Source organism: Marinagarivorans cellulosilyticus, from assembly GCF_021655555.1.
Taxonomy (GTDB): Bacteria; Pseudomonadota; Gammaproteobacteria; order Pseudomonadales; family Cellvibrionaceae; genus Marinagarivorans; species Marinagarivorans cellulosilyticus.
In genome coordinates this window covers 2,213,571-2,234,968 of record NZ_AP023086.1, presented here as the reverse complement: position 1 = coordinate 2,234,968, position 21,398 = coordinate 2,213,571, and the positions used below count along the sequence as shown (strand labels likewise).

Annotated in this window: 14 protein-coding genes; 8 read left to right on the top strand and 6 right to left on the bottom strand. The window is 45.1% G+C overall.

The genetic code is table 11. The features are described 5' to 3' along the window. Positions 1–4 precede the first annotated feature (4 nt). The 4 genes from MARGE09_RS08730 to MARGE09_RS08715 are packed head-to-tail and all read left to right on the top strand — an operon-like array spanning position 5 to position 5,802. On the top strand, positions 5–1,231 hold the full coding sequence (locus MARGE09_RS08730) for a PepSY-associated TM helix domain-containing protein (protein ID WP_236986947.1): 1,227 nt from the start codon (positions 5–7) through the stop codon (positions 1,229–1,231). Then, positions 1,228–2,400: an efflux RND transporter periplasmic adaptor subunit gene (locus MARGE09_RS08725; protein WP_236986946.1), complete on the top strand. Its 1,173-nt coding sequence runs from the start codon at positions 1,228–1,230 to the stop codon at positions 2,398–2,400. The genes MARGE09_RS08730 and MARGE09_RS08725 overlap by 4 nt, the downstream gene beginning before the upstream one ends. 1 nt (position 2,401) lies before the next feature. Then, entirely contained in the window at positions 2,402–4,387 is a 1,986-nt protein-coding gene (locus tag MARGE09_RS08720; protein ID WP_236986945.1) for a MacB family efflux pump subunit, read from the top strand. Continuing rightward, positions 4,387–5,802 carry a TolC family protein gene (locus MARGE09_RS08715; RefSeq protein WP_236986944.1) on the top strand — a complete coding sequence of 472 codons (1,416 nt, stop codon included), beginning with the start codon at positions 4,387–4,389 and terminating at the stop codon, positions 5,800–5,802. Before MARGE09_RS08720 ends, MARGE09_RS08715 begins: the two co-directional genes overlap by 1 nt. Before the next feature lie 3 nt (positions 5,803–5,805). On the opposite strand, the gene MARGE09_RS08710 is transcribed toward MARGE09_RS08715, so the two are convergent. Further along, the gene (locus tag MARGE09_RS08710) at positions 5,806–6,591 is read right to left on the bottom strand and encodes a hypothetical protein (RefSeq protein ID WP_236986943.1); all 786 of its coding nucleotides are present in this window, start codon (positions 6,589–6,591) and stop codon (positions 5,806–5,808) included. 326 nt (positions 6,592–6,917) lie between these two features. Between MARGE09_RS08710 and MARGE09_RS08705 the strand changes: the two genes are divergently transcribed. Next, positions 6,918–7,913: an AraC family transcriptional regulator gene (locus MARGE09_RS08705; RefSeq protein ID WP_236986942.1), complete on the top strand. Its 996-nt coding sequence runs from the start codon at positions 6,918–6,920 to the stop codon at positions 7,911–7,913. A gap of 224 nt (positions 7,914–8,137) precedes the next feature. Here the strand turns inward: MARGE09_RS08705 and MARGE09_RS08700 are convergent, their stop codons facing one another. Continuing rightward, a complete protein-coding gene (locus MARGE09_RS08700; RefSeq protein WP_236986941.1) occupies positions 8,138–10,066 on the bottom strand; it encodes a hypothetical protein in 1,929 nt (642 codons plus the stop codon). Positions 10,067–10,530: 464 nt separating this feature from the next. Between MARGE09_RS08700 and MARGE09_RS08695 the strand changes: the two genes are divergently transcribed. Further along, complete coding sequence (locus tag MARGE09_RS08695) at positions 10,531–11,013, top strand: molybdenum cofactor biosynthesis protein MoaE (protein WP_236987345.1); 483 nt, start codon at positions 10,531–10,533, stop codon at positions 11,011–11,013. Beyond that, positions 11,006–11,302: a hypothetical protein gene (locus MARGE09_RS08690; protein ID WP_236986940.1), complete on the top strand. Its 297-nt coding sequence runs from the start codon at positions 11,006–11,008 to the stop codon at positions 11,300–11,302. Before MARGE09_RS08695 ends, MARGE09_RS08690 begins: the two co-directional genes overlap by 8 nt. Positions 11,303–11,461: 159 nt before the next feature. Here the strand turns inward: MARGE09_RS08690 and MARGE09_RS08685 are convergent, their stop codons facing one another. The 4 genes from MARGE09_RS08685 to MARGE09_RS08670 all read right to left on the bottom strand — a co-directional run bounded on the left by MARGE09_RS08685 (position 11,462) and on the right by MARGE09_RS08670 (position 18,034). Beyond that, entirely contained in the window at positions 11,462–12,475 is a 1,014-nt protein-coding gene (locus tag MARGE09_RS08685; RefSeq protein ID WP_236986939.1) for a hypothetical protein, read from the bottom strand. Further along, positions 12,468–13,049: a (2Fe-2S)-binding protein gene (locus tag MARGE09_RS08680; RefSeq protein WP_236986938.1), complete on the bottom strand. Its 582-nt coding sequence runs from the start codon at positions 13,047–13,049 to the stop codon at positions 12,468–12,470. The genes MARGE09_RS08685 and MARGE09_RS08680 overlap by 8 nt, the downstream gene beginning before the upstream one ends. After that, positions 13,046–15,751, bottom strand: coding sequence for a xanthine dehydrogenase family protein molybdopterin-binding subunit (locus tag MARGE09_RS08675; RefSeq protein WP_236986937.1), 2,706 nt, complete (start codon positions 15,749–15,751; stop codon positions 13,046–13,048). Before MARGE09_RS08675 ends, MARGE09_RS08680 begins: the two co-directional genes overlap by 4 nt. Positions 15,752–16,219: 468 nt before the next feature. Continuing rightward, the gene (locus tag MARGE09_RS08670) at positions 16,220–18,034 is read right to left on the bottom strand and encodes a glycoside hydrolase family 6 protein (RefSeq protein ID WP_236986936.1); all 1,815 of its coding nucleotides are present in this window, start codon (positions 18,032–18,034) and stop codon (positions 16,220–16,222) included. Positions 18,035–18,615: 581 nt separating this feature from the next. Here MARGE09_RS08670 and MARGE09_RS08665 point away from each other — a divergent pair. Beyond that, positions 18,616–21,396, top strand: a complete 2,781-nt coding sequence (locus MARGE09_RS08665) for a methyl-accepting chemotaxis protein (protein WP_236986935.1) — start codon at positions 18,616–18,618, stop codon at positions 21,394–21,396. Positions 21,397–21,398: the final 2 nt, after the last annotated feature.

The window sequence follows — 21,398 nt, the reverse complement described above, 5'->3', positions numbered from 1 at the left end:
CATCATGCAAAAATTAACAACAATGTTTGTACTCAAAAAAATACACCGCTGGCTGGGATTCCCCATAGGGCTAATTTTTTTAATTACCTTTGGCACAGGATTTTTAACCAGTATTGATGAGCTGCTAAGTCGTACAGCTAAACTTCCCCAGCATAGCGAGCCATACCAAGCGCCCTCCCTAGTACAGCAAGCCGAGGCTATTAGCTATTTTGAAAATCAGCACAAAGATATTCGCCAAATAATACTGCCGACACCGAGTAAACCGTATTATCAGGTTGCCAAAAGAGGAGAATCCTACTTTTATCACCTAAGTTCACTAGAAGAAATTGGTCATGTAACTAAATCGCGCGAAGGTTTCTTCCAAACAGTTTTACAGCTACACCGCAATTTATTATTGGGAAAAGAAGGCTTTTTAGGCATTAAAGGCGCGCATTACGTCGCTTGGGTTTCACTTATCGCACTAGCAATTAGCTTGCTGGGCATTTACATTTGGTGGCCACTAAGGCGCACCTTTGCTTGGCGTGATGTGCTACCGCAAGGCACCAAGCGTAAAAATTGGTATTACTCGCATATGACCGCGGGCATTATGAGTGTGGCCGTTATTCTAATGTTGGCACTCACCGGTGCCGCCATTACCTACCGCGATGTGGCTAAAAGTGTTTTAGGCGTTAACAACAACGAAAAATCGCCCACTCAACACGCCACTACACTGGATAACAATTGGCATAGCTGGCTGAGCCATGCACAACAAAACTGGCCAGACGCAAAAATTGCTTATATACAATTTCCGCGTAGCACGCCGGCTAAAGGAGCGGCCAACAACAATAGAAAGGCCGATGCAGCCCAGGTTAAAAACAATAAAAACCTTAAACAAACCCAAACAACCTCCCGTACAAAAAATAACAGCGAAGCCATTATCACACTCAGGTTATTAACCCCGCAGGATTGGTTTGGTCTACCCAGTAGCAAAGTTTACATTAACCGTAAAAAATCACAGGTAACCGGTAGCGACTTTTTTTCTGAATCAAGTTTTGGTGAAAAGCTATATAGCATTATTGTACCGCTGCATACCGGCCGAAATTTAAGTGCTATATACGTCGCTGTATTAATGTTACTGAGTATTATTGGCACCGTGATGGTGTTATCTGGCGTTGTGAGCTTTGTTCAAAAGAAAAGAAAGTGGAAAATACAAAAATCAAACCTTCGATTTAACAAAACTGTACAGTCATGAAAACGACTCGTTTATTATTGTGGCCATATCGCTGGTTATTGCTAGTTACAACTATATGCTTAACAACCTTTTTAGGCTGGCGATGGCTAGATGACCAGCAATCAGAAAAGCTCCTTACCGAAACCATTCAGCGCGGTAATATTGAAAACTTCATCAGTGCCACCGGTAAACTAGAGCCCAAACATTACGTAGAAGTTGGCGCTCAGGTTTCTGGCCAAGTTAAAGCTTTACATGTTGAAGAAGGAGCAATAGTAAAAGCAGGAGATTTAGTGGCAGAAATTGATGCTACCGTCTTTGAAACGCGAGTACAAAATGCACAAGCAAGCCTAGAGGGTAAAAAAGCACAGCTTATTCAACTACAAGCAGAGCTCGAACTCGCCAATTTACGCGCTAAACGCAACCTTAGCTTGCATCAACAAAATGCAGTAAGCGATGACGAGCTTTTTGCCAGCACCACCAATGAAAAAATTCTGCGTGCGCAAATAACTGCCATGAAAGCACAAATCAAAGCCGATGCCGCCTCCCTAGCCGGAGACAAAGCAACGCTAGGCTATGCCAATATTTATGCGCCTATCGACGGCACTGTTGTTAATGTGCAAGTGCGTCAAGGCCAAACGCTCAACGCCAACCAAAATGCGCCGACTTTATTAAAAATAGCGGATTTAACCGTGTTGACACTGCGCGCCGAAGTCTCTGAAGCTGACATTCCACATCTATACGCTGGCATGCCTGTGTACTTTAAGACCTTTGGCGGCGGCGAACGCCGTTGGCAATCCACGATAAGACAAGTATTACCCACCCCCTCGGTAATTAATGATGTTGTGCTGTATCAAGCATTAATTGATATCGATAATAACGACGGCCGCCTGATGGATGCCATGACCACGCAAGCATTCTTTTTACTGGATCATGCAAAAGATGTCATTCTCGTACCATTGGGGGCAATCCAAACCAATACTCCGGCTAAAAAAAATCAACGGTCATATGTACAACAACATACGGCGAACGGCTTAATCGATACCCCCGTACGCTTAGGTTTACGTAATCGCACGCACGCGCAAGTGATTAAAGGCCTAAAAGCAGGAGACAGTGTTGTAGTTGGCAGCCAGGCGCGCGATAGCAAAAATGGCCGCACAGATAACATGAAAAGACCACCACGTGGTTTTTAACATGGCCAGCACTGATTCCAATATTTTATTATCACTTGCGGGCGTATGCCGCGATTACTTAAGTGGCGAAACGCAAGTGCGCGCATTGAATAATATCAATTTAACCATTAAACGCGGCGAATTTTTAGCCATTATGGGGCAGTCAGGTTCTGGAAAGACCACGCTGATGAATATTTTAGGCTGCCTAGACACCCCAAGCAGTGGCAGTTATAGCGTGGACGGCCATCAAGTCAATGCTCTCAATGTAAAAGAGTTATCAAGCTTACGCCTAAAAACCTTTGGCTTTGTTTTTCAGCGTTATCAATTGCTGGCCAATTACAGCGCACAAGAAAACGTCGCCATGCCGGCTATTTATGGCGGTATGGAAAAAAGCCAACGCTTAGCATTAGCTAAAAAGCGACTCGCTCAACTAGGCCTTACCGAACGCAGTGGACACAGACCTTCACAATTATCTGGCGGCCAACAACAACGTGTTTCGATTGCCCGCGCCTTAATTAATGGCGCCCAAGTAATATTAGCTGACGAACCAACCGGCGCACTAGACTCTGCTAGTGGCCAGCAAGTACTGGCATTACTTAAACAATTGAATCGCGATACCGGTACGACCGTTGTATTAATTACCCACGATGCATTAGTGGCCCAACAAGCAAATCGCATTATCCAAATGAAAGACGGCCACATCATTAGCGATTCTAGTCAGCATCAATTACCTAGTGACACCCCCGCCCCTTTAGGCAATTGCACACCAGCTGCGCCGCTCCAAACCAACACAAAGCAACACATCAAATGCTACCCGCGCATTAGTTTGTGGGAATCTTTGTGTTTAGCTTTAGGGTCGTTACAAGCCAATTTATTTCGTACCCTACTAACATTACTGGGCATTATTATTGGCGTTGCTTCGGTGGTAACCATGATGGCAATTGGTGACGGGGGCAAACAACAAGTACTTCAGCGCATTGAAGCAATGGGGACCAACTTATTACAAATACGCCCAGGTGGTCGAAATATTCGGGCCAGTGGCGAAATAGCGACACTCACAATGGAGGATGCGCAATTCTTAACCCAATTACCGGGAATAGCCGATGTTTCGCCAGAACGTGAAGCCCGCACTACAGTACGTTTTGGCAGTAATGATTACAGTGGCCGTGCACGCGGTATAACGCCAGCCTATTTTTCTATGCGCAATTGGGAGATCGCCCAAGGTGTGTTTATTAATAACGATGATGTCGAGCGTTACAGCTCTGTCATCGTCATCGGCGCCACCGTTGCAGAGCAATTATTTCCCAATACCCAAAACCCTATTGGCGAATACGTGCTGATGAACAATAGCTTTTACCAAGTTATAGGTACCCTTAAAGCAAAGGGCGCCAGCGCAGGTGGGCGAGATATTGATGATGAGGTGTACATCCCTATTACCACAGCACAATTAAAACTTTTTGGCCGGCCTTATTTATCTAGCATTATAGTGAAAGTGAGTAGCACCGACCTACTGCCTACAATTGAAGCAACCGTAACGCAAGAACTTAAACGCCGCCACGGCCGCGAAGACTTTATGGTACGTAATACGGCCACACTGGTTGAAGCTATTAGCGATACACAAGATACCTTGACATGGATGCTAGGCTCTGTGGCCGCTATATCACTATTTGTAGGTGGTATTGGCGTTATGAATATTATGCTGGTGAATGTCTCTGAGCGCCGCCGAGAAATCGGCTTACGCATTGCCACCGGAGCTAAACCTTCAGATATTTTACGGCAGTTCAATATTGAAGCCTTAATGGTTTGCTTACTAGGCGGGCTTATTGGCGTAGGTTTAGGCTTATTAATATCTCTCGTTTTACAACAGGCCGCTATTGCCGTCGCATTTTCATTAGCGCCACCCTTATTAGCCTTTACAACATCACTGTTAGTGGGTGTCATTTTTGGCTATGCCCCCGCGCATAAGGCGGCCTCCGTTAACCCTATTCAAGCGCTAGCAGAAGAATAATGTCGCGTTACTTTGATCAGCTTTTCCGTTTACCCACATTACGCCTTGCCATAATAGGCCTAATATTAGCTGCAAGCGGCTGCAACCATTACACACCGCAAGCGCTACCAGCCACACAAATACCCGAGGCCTTTAACAACATTACCGACACCCAGGCAGGGAAAGAAACGCAATGGCAATTAGTGCCTTTAACGCAATGGTGGCAAGTATTCGGCTCGCCAGAGCTGAACCAGCTGTTTACAGAATTAGAGCTAAATAACTTTGACCTAAAAACCGCTGCCATTTCGTTACGCCAAGCTAGCGCCATGTACGCTCAACAACGCAGTAACAACTGGCCCACGCTGGATACCAGTATAAACAACCGCAATGGGATTAGTTTTGATAACGGCAGCCATAACCACAGCAACACAGCTAGCATTAATGCAGGTTACAACGTCGACTTATGGGGCCAGCGCGATGCCGAAAACAGCAGCGCGGCAATGGCCTTGGTTGCGCAGCAAGAAAGTTATCGCAGCACCGTATTACAAATGCGCGCGCAACTTGCTCAAACCTATTTAAATACCCTCGCCTTACGCGAACGAGAAGAGATAGCCCAACAAAATTTAAACGCCGGCACCAACCTATTCAAACTCATTGAGCTGCGTTTTGAAGCTGGTATTGCGTCGCGCATAGAGCTAGACCAACAACGCAATGTTCTACTCAATAGCCAAGCCCAATTACATACCCTGCAGCGCAACCGTGTAACCAGCGAGCGGGCATTGGCCATATTACTCGGAAGGGCCAGCATCGTCGCATCGGATATACAAGGTATGTTTACCCAGATTAAAACACCCAATATCTCACCACTACAACCTGCAGCGCTCCTGGAAACACGCCCCGATATTGCCATAGCAGAAGCTTACCTACGCGAACAGGAAGCCAATGTTTATGTACAGCGTAAAAAGCGGTGGCCACGATTAAACCTTAGCGCGAACGTGAACCTAAGCAACTTGGCGGACATAAACCAAGGCTGGAGTGGGAATTTAGTTGAAGGGCTAACAATGCCTATTTTTAATGCTGGTAATATTAAGCAACAAATCGCCTATGCCGAAGGAGGCTTAGAAAAAGCACAATTAGGCTATCAACTCACTGTATTAAAAGCATTCTCAGACACCCTAGAAACACTAAGCGAATGGCAGCATCAAGCTCGATTGCAACCAATACGGGAGCAAGAATTAGCAAACAATCGGCAGTTATATTCCTTAGCACGGCTGCGCTACGAAGCAGGTGATACAGACTTTTTAACGCTACTGGCGGCGCAGCGTAGTTGGTTTAACGCAAGGGACAGCCACATTCAAGCACGACATCAACACCTTCAAGCCGCTGTAAATGTTTATCGCGCCATGGGCGGGAAATTAAACTATATGGGAGAATAGACCTCAATTAAACAAAATAATATCATCATCCAATAAGGGCGTTGCATAGTACCTTTTTTCAGCTGGGGTCAAAGCCTCTACCGCACTTTCCATTAGTGATCGTAACTCAATATTTTGTTTTATCTGTGACCCAAGTAGCTGATTTTCTCTTTCTATTGCAGCATTAACAATATCGAGAATTGTATTTTCCTGATCGGCATCTAGCCCCATAACAGGAAAAGCAGTAATTAATTGCGATAGCAAATCCTCACGAACATGGCGCTGTGTTTCCAGTAAGTGGTCATTAATACGATATAAGCAGCGCGTGAAATTATTCAGATTATTAACGACGCTAAGTTTTTCGGCCGCAGAAGTGACCCGCTCGCGATGTAATTTTGAGTGATGATCCAGCCAAGAGCTCATGGAATCTGCAAAAATAGCCACATTATCTTTCAATATATCGCTATCACGGGGGTTACAAAATTCGATATCAATAATTAATAGGATTTGCTCGCCATGATACGTAAATTGGCTATCATCTCGCCCATCTACATACGCTTCAGCGCCATGCAGCGCAGCCCGCTGGTGAAGCCTGACTGTATCACCAAATTTAATATGACGAGATTCCTCATTAAATTGAAACTGCGCAAAGCCAGAACACCCTAGGTCTTGTAGGGTTTTATGAGCACAACATAAAAAAGATTCCAGATTATGACACTCAATTAACCTACGAGATGCACGCGCGACAATGCCCGCCTGATAAGCACTTTGCATTGCGCTCATGGTGGTATCTTCATCAGAGACTTTCATATATTAATCCTTTGACTTTACAACCAATACAACGGCAAACGGCCAATAAATAGGCTACACAACAATTAACTAAAGGCGATTAAACTCAACTAAAAGTCATTTTCGCTACATTGACCTTAGGCTTAGTTTCAAAAATCGGCGAGAAATTAAATGAACTGTTCGCTAATGGCCCATTTTTTTCATGGCGCGTAACTCATTATTGCTTATAATCAGTTTTCGTTAATTTGATATAACCAAGTTGTTGCGTTGGTTTCAAGGATGAGCATCACGGAGAGCTGTGCCGAACACTATTCGGCCTACGCAATCATTGCAGGCTGTTGTCCTCTATGCTCGATATAAGTACCCCATTAAAAAGAGATATTAAATCACCCGCGAATGCCTTAAAACGCTCCAAGCGGCTTGTTATTCCAACACTAGGATTATCATTAAAAAGATTTTCAGTATTTCCACGCTATTGCCATATACAACATACTCAACTTTCACCGGGTAAATTTTGTGGCGACAGAACACTGCTTGCAGCCAATGGTGTTAGCGGGCTAAAGAGTACGGCCAACCTCAGCTACATGCTGCAAGTATCCATACTGTGCCCTCAAAAATTTATTTTTGGTTTTGTAGCACCGCAAGGAACGCTATTCTTAAATGGTCGCAAAATCACCGAGCATGATATTTTTGTGCTTAAAGCTGACGCCCTATACGATATGGTGGTTGCCCCAAACACCACACTTTTTGCATTTTCAATTGAAGATATTGACAACACAAATCACGAAGACCAAAAAACAAAGAATTCATTAATAAATACATTAAAGCAGCGCCTAATTTCCCCTAGCTCTGATAGCCAGCAACCTTTTTTAACACTCACCCGAAATGATCTTCGCGATACATTAATCAAACAATTTGATAGTTCGACAACCGCCCAGCCCCTATCGGTATTTGAGCTATCAGCGCAGCTATTAAATTCGAGCAACGCAAGCTTGTACCGCCCCAATAGCCGCAATAACCTGCTACTGAGAACACTGCGCTTAATGCAGGCGCAACCTTTTGCTTTTCGTAAAATTTCGGACGTAGCCCAAGCCTGCCATGTTTCGCAACGCGGGTTAGAGAAAGCCTTTGATGATGTACTAAACGGCAGCCCAGGCGAGTATTTAAAAGCTATTCAACTTAATCGTTACCGGTCAGCAATTATCCAAAACGCCGATAATTTAAAGCTCAGCTTGGCCGATATCGCCGGGCAGCTAGGCGCAGTAAACTATTCACGCCTGAGTAAAGACTACAAATCATTCTTTGAGCAACTGCCTAGCAATACCCGTAGGCGCCTTGAATAAGGCCTGCTTGCACTTAAACCCGGTAACATTCCCTCCCACCGAGGCCGCCCTTACTAAAAAGGCATTAAAAAAGCCCATAAAGCGGGTGCTCTATGGGCTATAGGATGTTGCATAAAGAGACTTCCATAAACAAGCTCCTTGCCAGTGATCATTCAGCCAATGGACGGGAGCTCTAAGGAATTACGTGTTCAAAAACAGCACGCTAAAATCTAATAACATACTTATTAGTTACATCCTACGCGGCCTTCTGTGGAAACAGCGATATCGTCAAACCAAACATTTTCGACGCCCTTATTATCTCCAAATGATCTCCAACCAAATGAAACATGATTGTCTATCTTAGAATCTGCAGAAACTGTGCTGAAGAATTGGCCTGGGTCGCGCGCCCATGCAGATGGAGACACCGCCTCAAGTATTACCTGCCCATCAACCCAAGCGTAAACCTGATCAAACATACTATTTTTAACAACGGCAAACTCTAAACACACCCACTGATTAGCAGGAATGGTTGCGGTTGGAACGATGTTCTCTGTGCCTGCATCAATACCTTTAGGTAAGAATGCACCTAAAATTGCATCTTGTAGCGTACCAAAACGAAGCTCTTGCTTATTAGAACCGCTCATTTCAGTAGAGTAAGCCATAAAGTGCACGTGATTCCCATCACCACCTTTAACCCCACCGCCTAGCGCCACCGGAATATTCATCCAAAAGCGAGAATAAAAAGCATCCTGCCCACTGGGTAAATCTTGAAAAATAAATGATGGCTGAATTGAAGTACCTCCCGTTTTAATCCTTACAGAATTAGAACCAGAGTGAGCTTTGCTGGAGTCAATCAAGGCAAAAGTACTGGCACCAGCGCTATTGCCTTGCGGGTCTATCTGATACTGCAAGAATGTTTTCCAGCCAGAAGGAGCCGTATTATTCGATTGACCTTCAAAATCATCATTAATAATTAAATTACCGTTGCCAGGGTTCGACGCACTGCTTGTAGTAGCTTGACTAGAAGAGCTCACAGCAGGCGCACTAGAACTTGTAACCGCCGAAGATGAACTACCCTCAACCACGCCACCACAGCTACCGCCTTGATAAACAGCGATGTTATCGAGCTGAACATCCCCAGCTTCGGCCGCCAGATTGAAGTACAAGCGGGCATCGGCGGCTGTTGCATCAGCCGTCACTACTGGTGAGAAGTTTTGGTACTGAGCCGTTAGTATCTCGTCGATATGGCCACCGCTGATATTCGCATAACCACCCGTGGCATTATTATCAAAACCCACCGTTAAGCTACGCATTCCTGCGCTAGCAGTCGTTTTCGCATCAAAGCAAATTACATATTGCTCACCAGCAGTCACACTCAACTCGTGCGTCATCTGCACAGCCCAAGGCTCCGCTGTATTCGCTGAAGGTATAGAAAAACTAACTTCACCACCAAAGCTCGCCGAAGGAATTACATTAAAACCTTCCCCTCCATTAGCGAAAGTGCCAGGGCTACTCAATAAGCTCATACCTACTGGTGCTGCACTGCTGGAAGACGCCTCAATCGAGCTTGATTGCTCCGCCTCAGAACTCGAGCTTTCACAAACTTGCGCGACAGCAATAAGGCCAGTGGCTACGTTTAAGTAGTAGGCAACGTCTGCAGCACAGCTCGCATCTGAAGCGTCACACATATTAAAATGCTGAGACATAGCAGATTCGATATAACCCGCTAATGTCGGCGAATTCGTTTTACCATACAAATCACCACCAACATCAGCCACATCAATGGGGCCTCCGAGACCACCAGCTGTTTTCCCATCTGCTGTTGGCACACCATGACAAGCTATGCAGCCCTCAAAAAGAGTCTCCCCCGATGCAAACTGGCCGCCATTAGGTTCTTCACAGGCCTCTTCCGAGCTAGAAACAGCAGCAGAACTGCTTGAAACAACCACAGCCTGGCTTGAAGAGCTTTCGACTGAGCTCGATGAAGGCGCAACCGAACTGCTGGGAACAACCACTTCAGAGCTACTAGAAACAGCAGCCTCAGAGCTAACTTCCACCGCACTACTAGAGCTATTATCAGTAGCAACACACGCAGAAAGCATCACAGACGCACTAGCTAGTAAGGCCGAGCGCCAATGCTGTGCAACCAATTGTTGAAGGGGAGTATCAAGCATAATTATTCTCGTTTGGGTTAAAAAACACTTTCTCGTTACGAGCGGGTCCTAGCTAAGCCGTCACTACCGTGTAAAAGTAATATTCCTAAACGCTTCAAATAACGCTAAAAGTATAATTATTGATTATTTATCCACCAATTGTATGGCGGCAGATGTGAAGAAACAAGAAGACTCACTAGTAGAACTGTTTTGAACCAAAGATCTAATAACCACATCACAAAAATCCACGCATTGCGTGACAGTCCCCCTGCAGTAGCCCCAACAGTTATAGGCGCTATTTCACCCAACTCCACTTAATTACTGGACGCAACCGCGCTATTGGCTAACACTAAGCAAAGTAATACCTTAGTATCACCGTGCCTGTGAAACAGGCTAGGCTAACACGACTAAGCGCACCACTAGCGCTCGACCAGTAAGCGCGGAAAATGGCAATTAATTCCAACACAGCAGACAAAATGGCACCAATGGAAAAGCAACAACCCCAAATACGTATTAGCGTGCAAAGTGAAGACTTTGATCAAAACCTGCAATATCAACAATTGCGGGTTTCCTCAGCAATAGGCGCTGTAGTTACATTCACAGGGTTGGTACGCGAATTCGCGCCCACCACAGCCAATACAGCCCACGGCAAAACAAACTTTGAGTTAGAGCATTACCCAGGGATGACAGAGCAAGTACTTGAGCAAATAGCCAATAATGCCTGCAAACAATGGCCACTTGATGCAGTTACGGTGATCCACCGTGTAGGCAAGCTAAGCTCTTGCGCGCAAATTGTATTTGTTGGCGTCGCTAGCGCTCATCGGCAGGCCGCTTTTGAAGCCTGCCATTGCATTATCGATTTATTAAAAACACAGGCACCTTTTTGGAAAAAAGAAGGCGATAAATGGGTCGAAGCCAAAGAAAGCGATCAACATGCCGCCACCCGCTGGCTAAGCAATAATGCTTAAATATTTTGTGGCACTACGCAACAGCCGCTATTGGCAGGCGCTTATTGTGCACTACAGCGCCGACCCCAAACTAATTTTCAAACAGTTTCGCTTAGGTGTTATTGGTTTTGCGATAGGCTTAGGCCTTATTATTGTGGCCAATAACAATATGCCTGCCTCCATCGAGCAAGAGCTTTGCGTTTTGGCCGGCCTCATTATTGGCGGCGTAGGCTTTATAGTGGCCATGCTCGCCCAAATGCGATTAATGATCGGCCGCTTTGTTCGTTTTTACAGCCAAGACAACAAATAGCACAACTTAATAAACGCCCCTATAAAAGTAAAAAAACTGTTATCCAAATTACTATTACTGAACAGAGTTATCGGCGCTGAAGCGGTGACTAGTGCATTACAGCCATGCGCCCTTATCATTAATATTAACCTAACACCGCACAACCTATCGCCACAGTGCCTAAAAGTCCCGCCCCGTTATCGGCGTCAACTTGCAGCCTGTTTGATTTGGGTCTGCGCAACACGATAATAATGCATCGACGGAATTGCTATAAACCGTATTCCAAAAAACTTCTGAGTGAAAATTATCCGCAGGCATCCAATGATTTAAAGGATATGTATTGCCGCGTTCATTCGCACCTTTAATTGGCATGCGCCCAGCGGCAGATGCAATTATGCCCATGTCGCAACTGTTTAAATTGCCAATGCGATGGCAACCGTTGCAGGTATTATCGCGCGTTGTTATTGCCTGGGGCTCTGGCCATGAATTAAAAGCTGAACCAATATAATTATTGTAATACCCCCAAGGGTCGGTCGGTACTTTATGCCAAACTTGGCCAATATAAGGGCTATACATAAAAGGGTCGGCATCGTGGCAACTACCACATTCTTTCGTGGCAGTAGCTTGCGGTGTCCACCAAAATTGCTCAGCGCTTACGCGGCCTGCCGGCGGTATTTTTTCGTTCGGGGGCGGTACACGGCTGGCATCAAAACCAGCGCTATCACCTTCTGGCGATTCCGCATGAAACCAACAAGTATCACCAGTGGCCACGCTATGCAAAATAATATCAACTTCGTCGTACAGCGGGCTTTGTGGTTCTCGTAAATACTCTCTGCGGCAAAAAGCCGATATCTGTACCTCCCCACGGGACAAATCCAACACTTTAGAATATGGCGTACACTGGCCAAAGGTATCGTCAGCATAAGGCAACATGGCAGGTTTATCACACGTTGTTACCTTGCTGTAATCTTTTGGAATTTCACCGTTAACCGTAATGGGTACAACTTCGCCATCATTACAATTAAAGGCAGGAATTTCACCAATTAAATCGGTACACATTTGGCCATATTGCAAAAGTGTTTCTGGCTCGCTAGCCGCCTTTTGCGTTTCAATTTTACTGCAACCGCCCAGCCCCAATAATGCCATGCATGCCATTAGTAATATGCGCTTTAAATGCAAACAATCGTTACCCATTGATAGCGCCTCCGGCCAATTTCACACTCACTGGGGTAGCCGCCAACGCAGCTGTATGCCTAACGACAGGTAAAGCAACCTCCCGAATTGCTGCTATATAACGAATATAACCGGTGCACCGACAAATATTGCCACCAATCCATTTCTCGATCATATTATCTAATTCACGCTCTTCGATTTTGGTAACAGCCAAATGCTCCAATAAAGCAGTAGCCGCCATTAAAAAACCCGAGGTGCAGTAACCACATTGAAAAGAAAAATGCTTTAAAAAAGCGTCCTGTAATGGCGCTAATTGGTCCTGATTACCGAGCGATTCCACCGTGTACACATGCATACCGTTAATCGCACTGAGTGGGGTTGAGCACGACAAGGCTTTTTCCAACGGCGCATCTTTCTGATTTCGCACAGCTACCGTACAGGCACGGCATACACCCACACCGCAACAAAATTTTGTGCCCGTTAAGTTTTCTCGCTCGTGCAAATAATCTACCAACGCCATATCGGCATCGTCTGCTTTTGCTGTAGCGACTTTACCATTTACGTAAAACTGTACCCCTGTATTATTTACACTCATGCTAAAGCCTCCAGAATATGGCTATTTTTAACTGGCAACTGCGTAAAGCGATGACCATCTATCGCCATGGCTAAAGCATTTAAAATAGCCGGCGCAATCGGGCACATAACGGCCTCGGCAATACCGCGTGCTGTAGTTTCGCCTTTACCCGGCGGTAATACGATTAGCTGCTGGTTTTTAGGAACATCGGCCATTTTGGCTAAGTGGTAACGATTTAAATTCCACAAGCCGTTACCAGGCCCGTCGGCGCTAATAGGGCAGTCTTCCAGCAAGGCATAACCTATTGCCATTGCAACCCCCCCTTGCGATTGGCCGCTAATTAACTCGGGGCAATGCTGTACACCAGCACTTAATACACTAACGCAATCACGCACTCTTACATCACCCGTATTTGGGTTTACCATGACAGCAACCAATGCCCCACAAGGCGCATAAGTGCTGCGGCCATAGTTAAAGGCTTCTGGCGGCGGGTTAACCACCTTTAAGCGCTTAACAGGTTGCAGATTAAATTCATCGGTACCGACTGCAATGTAATCTAGTGGCAAAGTTAAACTTGGGTTTATTTTTGTTAACGCCGAAAACCGAAAATTACCGAGTGAAAACTGCCCGACAAAAGAAGCATGCACAGCAGCATAAGTGGGTAAACGCTGATCGAAGATAACAGCAACAATAGAGCTCCAATCAATAGGCGATTGCCCCTCAACAATACAATAGCCATCCTGCCAACGTAAATCGTCATGGGATAACGTGCGCCCCAGCAAGTGAATAACAGCCGGCAATACTGCCTCGAGTAAAAAAGCTAACCCTGCCTGCTCAACCACATGATATTGGTAAAAAGCGCCCAAACAAGCGCTCGCCGACCCCGACGCTTTAATAACGTAATTATCCGCTGATGACTGGCTACTTGAAGTTGTTAGCCCTAAAGCATCAAAATACGCGGCATCTCCCATTTTTATATGGCTGGCATTCAAACCTAAATACCTTGCTGGCGCTAACCCCAGTGCCGTGGCTGCGCCATTGCCCATATCTATATAAGGGGTGCGTACGGTAAGTGTGCCATCACGGTTTAGTTGCACACCACCAAACATGCCGTCGCCACTGGTACCATAAGCTTCGTTCGATAATGCTAACCCCACGCCATAGCGCAAACCTTCGCGGCGGTATTCACGCTGCACTTTTTTACGATCGCGCCATAAAGAGTGAACCTCTAGTTGGTCTAAAATTTCTGTGAGTTGTAAATCTTGTGTTATTGGCGCACCTGTAATGGTTTGGCTATTAGATGTTAATAAATTCTTCCTGCGCAGGTTAAAAGGGCTCTTTTTAAAGTAATAGGCCGCTTCATCAATTAGGGTTTCTATTGCTAAAAATGCTTGCGGGCCGCCAAAGCCGCGCTGTGAACCGCCTAAAATATCTTTAGTATTGGTAGCCTTGGCTGTCGCCACAGCTTTGGGGATATCGTAAGCACAAAAACTACTCAACGCTGCCAGCTGAGCAACATAAGGGCTCAGGTTTTCTCGGCCACCGCCATTCATAACAAAGTCGCATTCCAGCGCTTGCATGCGTCCGCTTTTATCAAAAGCCAAAGTTTCCCAAAAATCGGTTTTATGCCGTTTAAGGCCAACTTGAAATTGTTCGAAGCGGGTATGCGACCAACGCAAAACTGCACCTTTAGCATAAGGCGCAGCCATAGCTAAATACATTGTGAAATATGATTTATCTCGGCCGCCAAAGCCTCCACCGGGGTAACACGAAATAAGTTCGACAGCATCGTCTTTATATAACGGGTATGCACAATTATCAGCGCTAAAAATTTCTGCAGCACCCGCTATATCGCCTACGGGGGATTGCGTACCCAGAAGTAAATGTAACTTATTTTTTTGACTATCGTACCATGCCAGCCCCGCCTCAGGCTCCATAAACATGGGGTCCATCACTTGGGTTTTAAATTTTTGATGGAAACACTGCCAACCCAAGTCATCCGCCGAGGCAATGTCATCACGAATACTATTCGCTATAGCAGGGTAACGGGTGGCGTAATCATCACTGGCAACCTTGCTAAAGCCTTGTGCGGCATCACGCACATAATTACTATTCGGGCTGTAATCACTGACCGGTTGGCTAGCGGAAGAAAACTGGTACGCGATGCACTGTTTATTAAATTGTAGAATTTTTAATGCCTTGCGATAAACATCAAAGCTACTAAAAATTAACAAGGCCACCGGCTGGCCATAATAATCAGGCATTTTATTAATAGCGGTAAAAAAAGGCTTACTCATGCCGCCGCCAAGGCTCATGTTATCTGCAGCTAGTTTAGCCGCATCAACAACGGCAATGGGCTGCAGTGCCTTGGGTAACATGCTATAGCTATAGCCCGTTACAACACTATCTATTCGGTCACAACGCAATGGATGCACGATGTATTCTTTATTGGGCCAAGCAGGAATGTCTTTTGCGCGAAAATCCCTAGCATACAATTTTTGCCCCAAGACCTTTGGCAAACCATCAATACGCTGCACCGCCTTGCCAGGCTCCGGAGCCCAAGATGGCTGGTAAGCAGGGCTAGCCCCCGTACGCTCAAGTTCACGAGCGTTGGCCGCTAGGCTTGCCGGCAAACTCGAAACCGTTAACCCCACGGCAGAGCCACCAGCCAATGTTCTTATAAAGCGCCTTTTATGTTGGTCTACCCCATCATCAGCTAACAAAGTACTGCCCTCTCATGCCATTGTAATTATTTTGGAGGGAGTCTAATTGATGCCACCAAACAATGGTATGCCAGCCTGCAAAGCTGCGCAGCCTAACGTGAACAAAAGATTGTTTTCACGTCATAAGTCAAAAAAACCAGCAACACCAGTCACTAGGCTTTAAAAACTAGCGCCTAACGAAAGCGCCAACACCACGAGCGGCACCATTAGCCTTTTAAACGCGTTAGACGTTTTAAACATTACCTTACTCCAAGGCAAAAAAAACAGTGCCTTAAAACACAGAATAGCTTTTCTCTATTTTTGAATCATCAATATTTAGCAGGATATTAGATGTTGAACTGAAAGACCAATACCGACTTTTAATTCACATTTGAAATAAGGGGCATATAACAGGCATAAAAAAACGGCGCTTGAAAGCGCCGTTTTTAAAGCCAGAAAAATCTGGTTTTGATGAAGCTAAGTTATCACTTAGTAGTCAGAGGTGCCCAATGGCGGGTAAGCATTGTTAATCAATTCAATAAACTGCTTATGAAACCAACCGCCCGCATGAGGAGAAAGGAAAGGCATAGGCTCAGTTGCTTTATCGCCATCACGAATAGATCCAGGAATACACATAGTATCTAAAGCTTTACCTTCGTAAATGGGGTTAGCGGCAGAATCCACAACTTCTTTATCAACTGCATCAAGCGCATTGTATGCAGCTCCCCCTTTAGGGTAATCCTTAACATCAAACGAAATACCGTCAGCTTCACCCGGTGGCTTCATCCAAAAGAACGCATCCAAGTGGGGACGTGAGCTATCAGGTGATGCTTTTGAAGTTTCACCAACACCCGCTTTATCAACATTACACCAGTGGCCTCGGTGCGCACGCAGATCAACTTTGTCACTCAAATTAGTGCCGCGACTACCGCTACCTGGTGTTGGGCGACCAGGGCGACCCCAGCCATTACGCGCAGTATCGATAATAAACCCTGGATTAAAGCCCGGTTGCTCAGATTTCACAGCAGCGTTAAAGCGGTCGATATAGGTCATCTCATCAACCGCAGAGTTCCACTCATAGAAATCAGCCAAATCCATTTTATCGCCGTCAGCGTTGGAGATAGCAGGCTCTTCAAGTGGTGTGTAGCCAGACGTATTTGATGCAAAACCACGTACTTTACTGAAGCCACTAATGCCGTCGGTGTTAGCACCTGCAATTAATTTAATAAAGCCTTCTACGCCACGCTCTAGATTGCCATCCCAACCTAACCAGCCAGCATGTGCAATATCAAGATAGGTATAGGTGTTATCGATTTTTGCGAGCTCTTCAATAGCAATTTGCAAACCATGACCATAAACACCCAAACCAGACTCTAGACCTGGCGAAGAGTATTTCGTCAGCAAGCTATCACAGTAAGTTTCGCCGCTTGCAGAAGTTAACGCGGGCCACGTCAAAGCTGGGCCGTCAGGGTTTAGATCGGTATTGGTAATCATATTGGGGTATGAGTCTGGCTCTAACATGGCAACAAGGCGCAAGTTTGCAAATTCAGGCTTAGCTTGGAACGCATCCAGAATTTGGCCTAGATACTCATCGCGGTAGCGGGCCATGCCATCATTAGGCATAGGATCTTGTGGCTTGCCCACTTCGTAAAGCTTGCCGTTAGAAGCAAAAGCCGCACAATCACGATCGGGCAAGTTATAAACAATTACTACAACAGTCATTGGAGAGATTTGACCATCTTGTTCAGCATAGTAATTTTGTTGTGCTACAGCGGCATCAAGATGCTGAACTAACGATCGACGACCAGCTTCAATGTCCCCGCCAATCGTTGCTGTAGAGTCCATCCAAATAGCGCTTGGCTGGTGCTGAACGTACTTGATTTTATCGGTCATGGCGCCGCCATCACCTGCGATCTCAAGCGAGTAATCCATCATTGTTTTGATATCTGGACTCAAGTAAAAGTACGAATCTTGAAATGGGTTACCGTCAGTTTGCAAAGGCGCGCCAGGCCGGCCTTTAGCTGCTAGCAATGGAATATTGCCATCGTAATTGGCGACAATAGCCACATCATCATCCGCTAGACTAGGAGTGGAAGATGCCGTAGCCATGCTACTAGAAGTAACAACTGGCGCACTGCTTACATTATTAGCCGAAGAGGTAATAACCGGTGCAGAGCTTTGCGTTTGCTGCTCGGAGGAACTAGAGGTGGTGCCACCAGTACATGCAGCCATGGCCATGGCGAGCGCACTAACCCCCATGCCCTTAGCTAGAGTGGTAGACCACTGAGTAAGACCTTGTTTCATGAAAATCCTCTTTGAATTAGATGCCCAAAAACAGCATTCGTTGTTGTTAAAACCTACAATCACGGTTTTGTAAATTTCAGGATTAGGCCTCAAGCTAAAATCAATATCACGTGATACTGAACCACAGGCAATCCACTAGAGCGGTGTATCCTAAGCAAAAATGCAATAAAAAGGGATGATGAAAAATCAGTATTTGCGAGCAGCATCACATGTTCTCGGCAATTTGCTTCGCATTTTTTAGCTTTGCCCGCGACATGCCAACTTAGGAAGAGCCGGCGCGTAAGCACTTACGCGAAAGACTGGAAAATTGCCTTCAAAAAAAACTGCGTATAAAAAATAATGAATAAAATCGCCATCAAATATCATAGGCAGATAAATCACCATATATTATAAATATATGGCTATCCTCTTCGCATGTTGGCGCACATATCCTCAACAAAACCCTGTTATTTATTTTATAACCATAGCTTTACCGTTCATATTTCCTATAAGTATAAACATACGATTACACAGCCTACATTTATGGCCTGCAGGCCTATACTCTAAGAACACCGTCTTGCCTGTTTATCCAAGGAAGCCAAATGCTCAGCCTATTTTTAAAATCAAAGCCTACTGCACAAGGAATAGAAAATAGCCCCAACCGGGATACAACCGCCAAGATGATAGCGATCGACAAATCGCTCGCAACAATAGAATTCACCCCAGACGGTAAAATTATTACTGCCAACGCTATTTTTTTAAACGCAGTAGGCTATCAGCTCCAAGATATTCAGGGGCAGCACCACTCTATTTTTGTCGATGAAAAAACAAAAAAAAGCGATGCTTATCGGCAATTTTGGGCTCGCTTAAATAATGGCGAATTTATTCAGAACGAATTCAAGCGTGTCGGTAAGCAAGGTAACGACATATGGATTCAAGCGACTTACAATCCACTGCTTGATGAACACAACCGTGTTTATAAAATCATAAAATTTGCAACCGATATAACTGCACAAAAATTAATACAAGCCGATTACAGCGGCCAAATCTCAGCCATTCATAAATCACTTGCTGTCATTGAGTTCGACACCCGAGGCAATATTCTGACTGCAAACAATAACTTTTTGAGCGCCATGGGTTATCGCCTTGATGAAATAAAAGGTAAACACCACCGCCTATTTGTAAGCGATGACTACGCAAAAAGCACTGAGTACAGCGCATTTTGGCAAAGCCTAAGTGAGGGTAACTTTGAATCTGGCGAATTTATGCGGCTCAATAAAGGTGGGGACGAGGTTTGGATTCAAGCCTCCTACAACCCCATCATGGACCTTAACGGCAAACCCATTAAAGTTGTTAAGTATGCATCAGACATTACCCAGCAAGTTATAGAGCGCAGTGATTTTTCTGGGCAGATAAACGCCATCAGTAAGTCCCAAGCGGTTATTGAATTTAATTTAGACGGCACAATTATCAAAGCCAACGATAACTTTTTAAAGACCGTAGGTTATAACCTGTCAGAAATTCAAGGCCAGCACCACTCCATGTTTGTAACACCGGAGCAACGCAACAGCACACAATACCAAAGCTTCTGGGAGCAATTACGCCAAGGAAAGCACCAATCGGCCGAGTACAAACGGATAGGCAAAAACGGAAAAGAAGTTTGGATAATGGCATCTTATAACCCCATTCTGGACCCTAAAGGGAAACCCTTTAAGGTTATAAAATACGCCACGGATGTCACGCAAGAAAAGCTGCAGCAAGCTGATTTTTCCGGTCAAATATCGGCGATCAGCAAATCGCAAGCCGTTATCGAATTCGACATGGATGGCACTATTCGCAACGCCAACACCAATTTCTTAGCCGTCACCAATTACAAGCTTGAAGAAATCAAAGGCCAACATCATTCGATGTTTGTAGATGCCCTACTTAAGCAAAGCGTCGAATACCGTAACTTTTGGCAGAAGCTACAGCGCGGGGAGTTTGTATCTGGCGAATTTAAACGCATCGATAAGAATGGTGAAGAAATTTGGATTCAAGCATCTTACAATCCCATTATGGATCTTAACGGAAAGCCCTTTAAAGTCGTTAAGTACGCTACCGACATCACTGAAGAAAAAGTTAGAAATGCCGACTATTCGGGCCAACTAGAAGCCATATCAAAAGCACAAGCCGTTATTGAATTTAACCTTGACGGAACAATTATAAAGGCTAACGAAAACTTTTTGACAACCTTGGGGTACCGCTTAGAGGATATCAAAGCCAAGCATCATTCCATGTTTGTTGAAAAAGAATACCGAGATAGCGAAGATTACAAAAACTTTTGGCAAACTTTGCGCCAAGGTAAGTTTATCTCCGGCGAATTTAAGCGTATTGGTAACAACAATAAAACGGTTTGGATTCAAGCATCATATAACCCTATTTACAATACTAATGGCGAGCCCATTAAGGTTGTAAAATATGCCACCGATATTACCGCACAAAAAACAGCCATAAGCCTTATTAGCGATACCTTATTTTCCCTATCTGAAGGGGATTTAACCAAAACAATTGATCAGACCTTAGACGGTGAGTTTGATTTACTGCGCCAAGCCATGAATTCAACACTCGAGCGCTTAAACAATATGTTTAAAGAAATCGCTCAGCGCGCAAGCCATGTTAATTCTTCAGCACAAGAAGTACAAAGCGGCTCGTTTGATTTAAGCCAACGCACCGAAGAACAAGCAGCCAGCTTAGAAGAAAGTGCCGCCAGTGTAGAAGAATTAACATCCACCGTGACACAAAATGCTCGCAATGCTCAGCACGCCAATGAACTATCGACAAAGGCCACTCAAAAAGCCCAGTACGGCGGCGAAGTAATTAATAACACTATTGGTGCGATGTCTGAAATAGAATCTGCCAGCAAAAAAATATCGGATATTATCAGTGTTATCGACGAGATAGCTTTTCAAACTAACTTGCTAGCCCTAAATGCTGCAGTAGAAGCCGCACGTGCCGGTGAGCAAGGTAGAGGCTTTGCCGTAGTTGCCGGTGAAGTACGCAATTTGGCGCAACGCAGCGCCACGGCAGCAAAAGAAATTAAAGGCCTAATTAACGATAGCGTATCTAAAGTGGCAGACGGTACAGGCCTAGCCAATAAATCTGGCCAAACTCTTACCGAAATTGTGGAGGCAATAAAAGCTGTTTCGGATTTAATTACAGATATAAACGATGCATCACAAGAGCAAGCCGAGGGCATTCAGCAAGTTAACACAACAGTAATGCAAATGGACGCCATGACCCAACAAAATGCGGCTATGGTTGAAGAAGCCTCGGCCGCCAGCAAAAGTATGACAGATCAAGCCGAAGAGCTAATAAAGCTTATTAGCTTTTTTCGTACAACCTAACA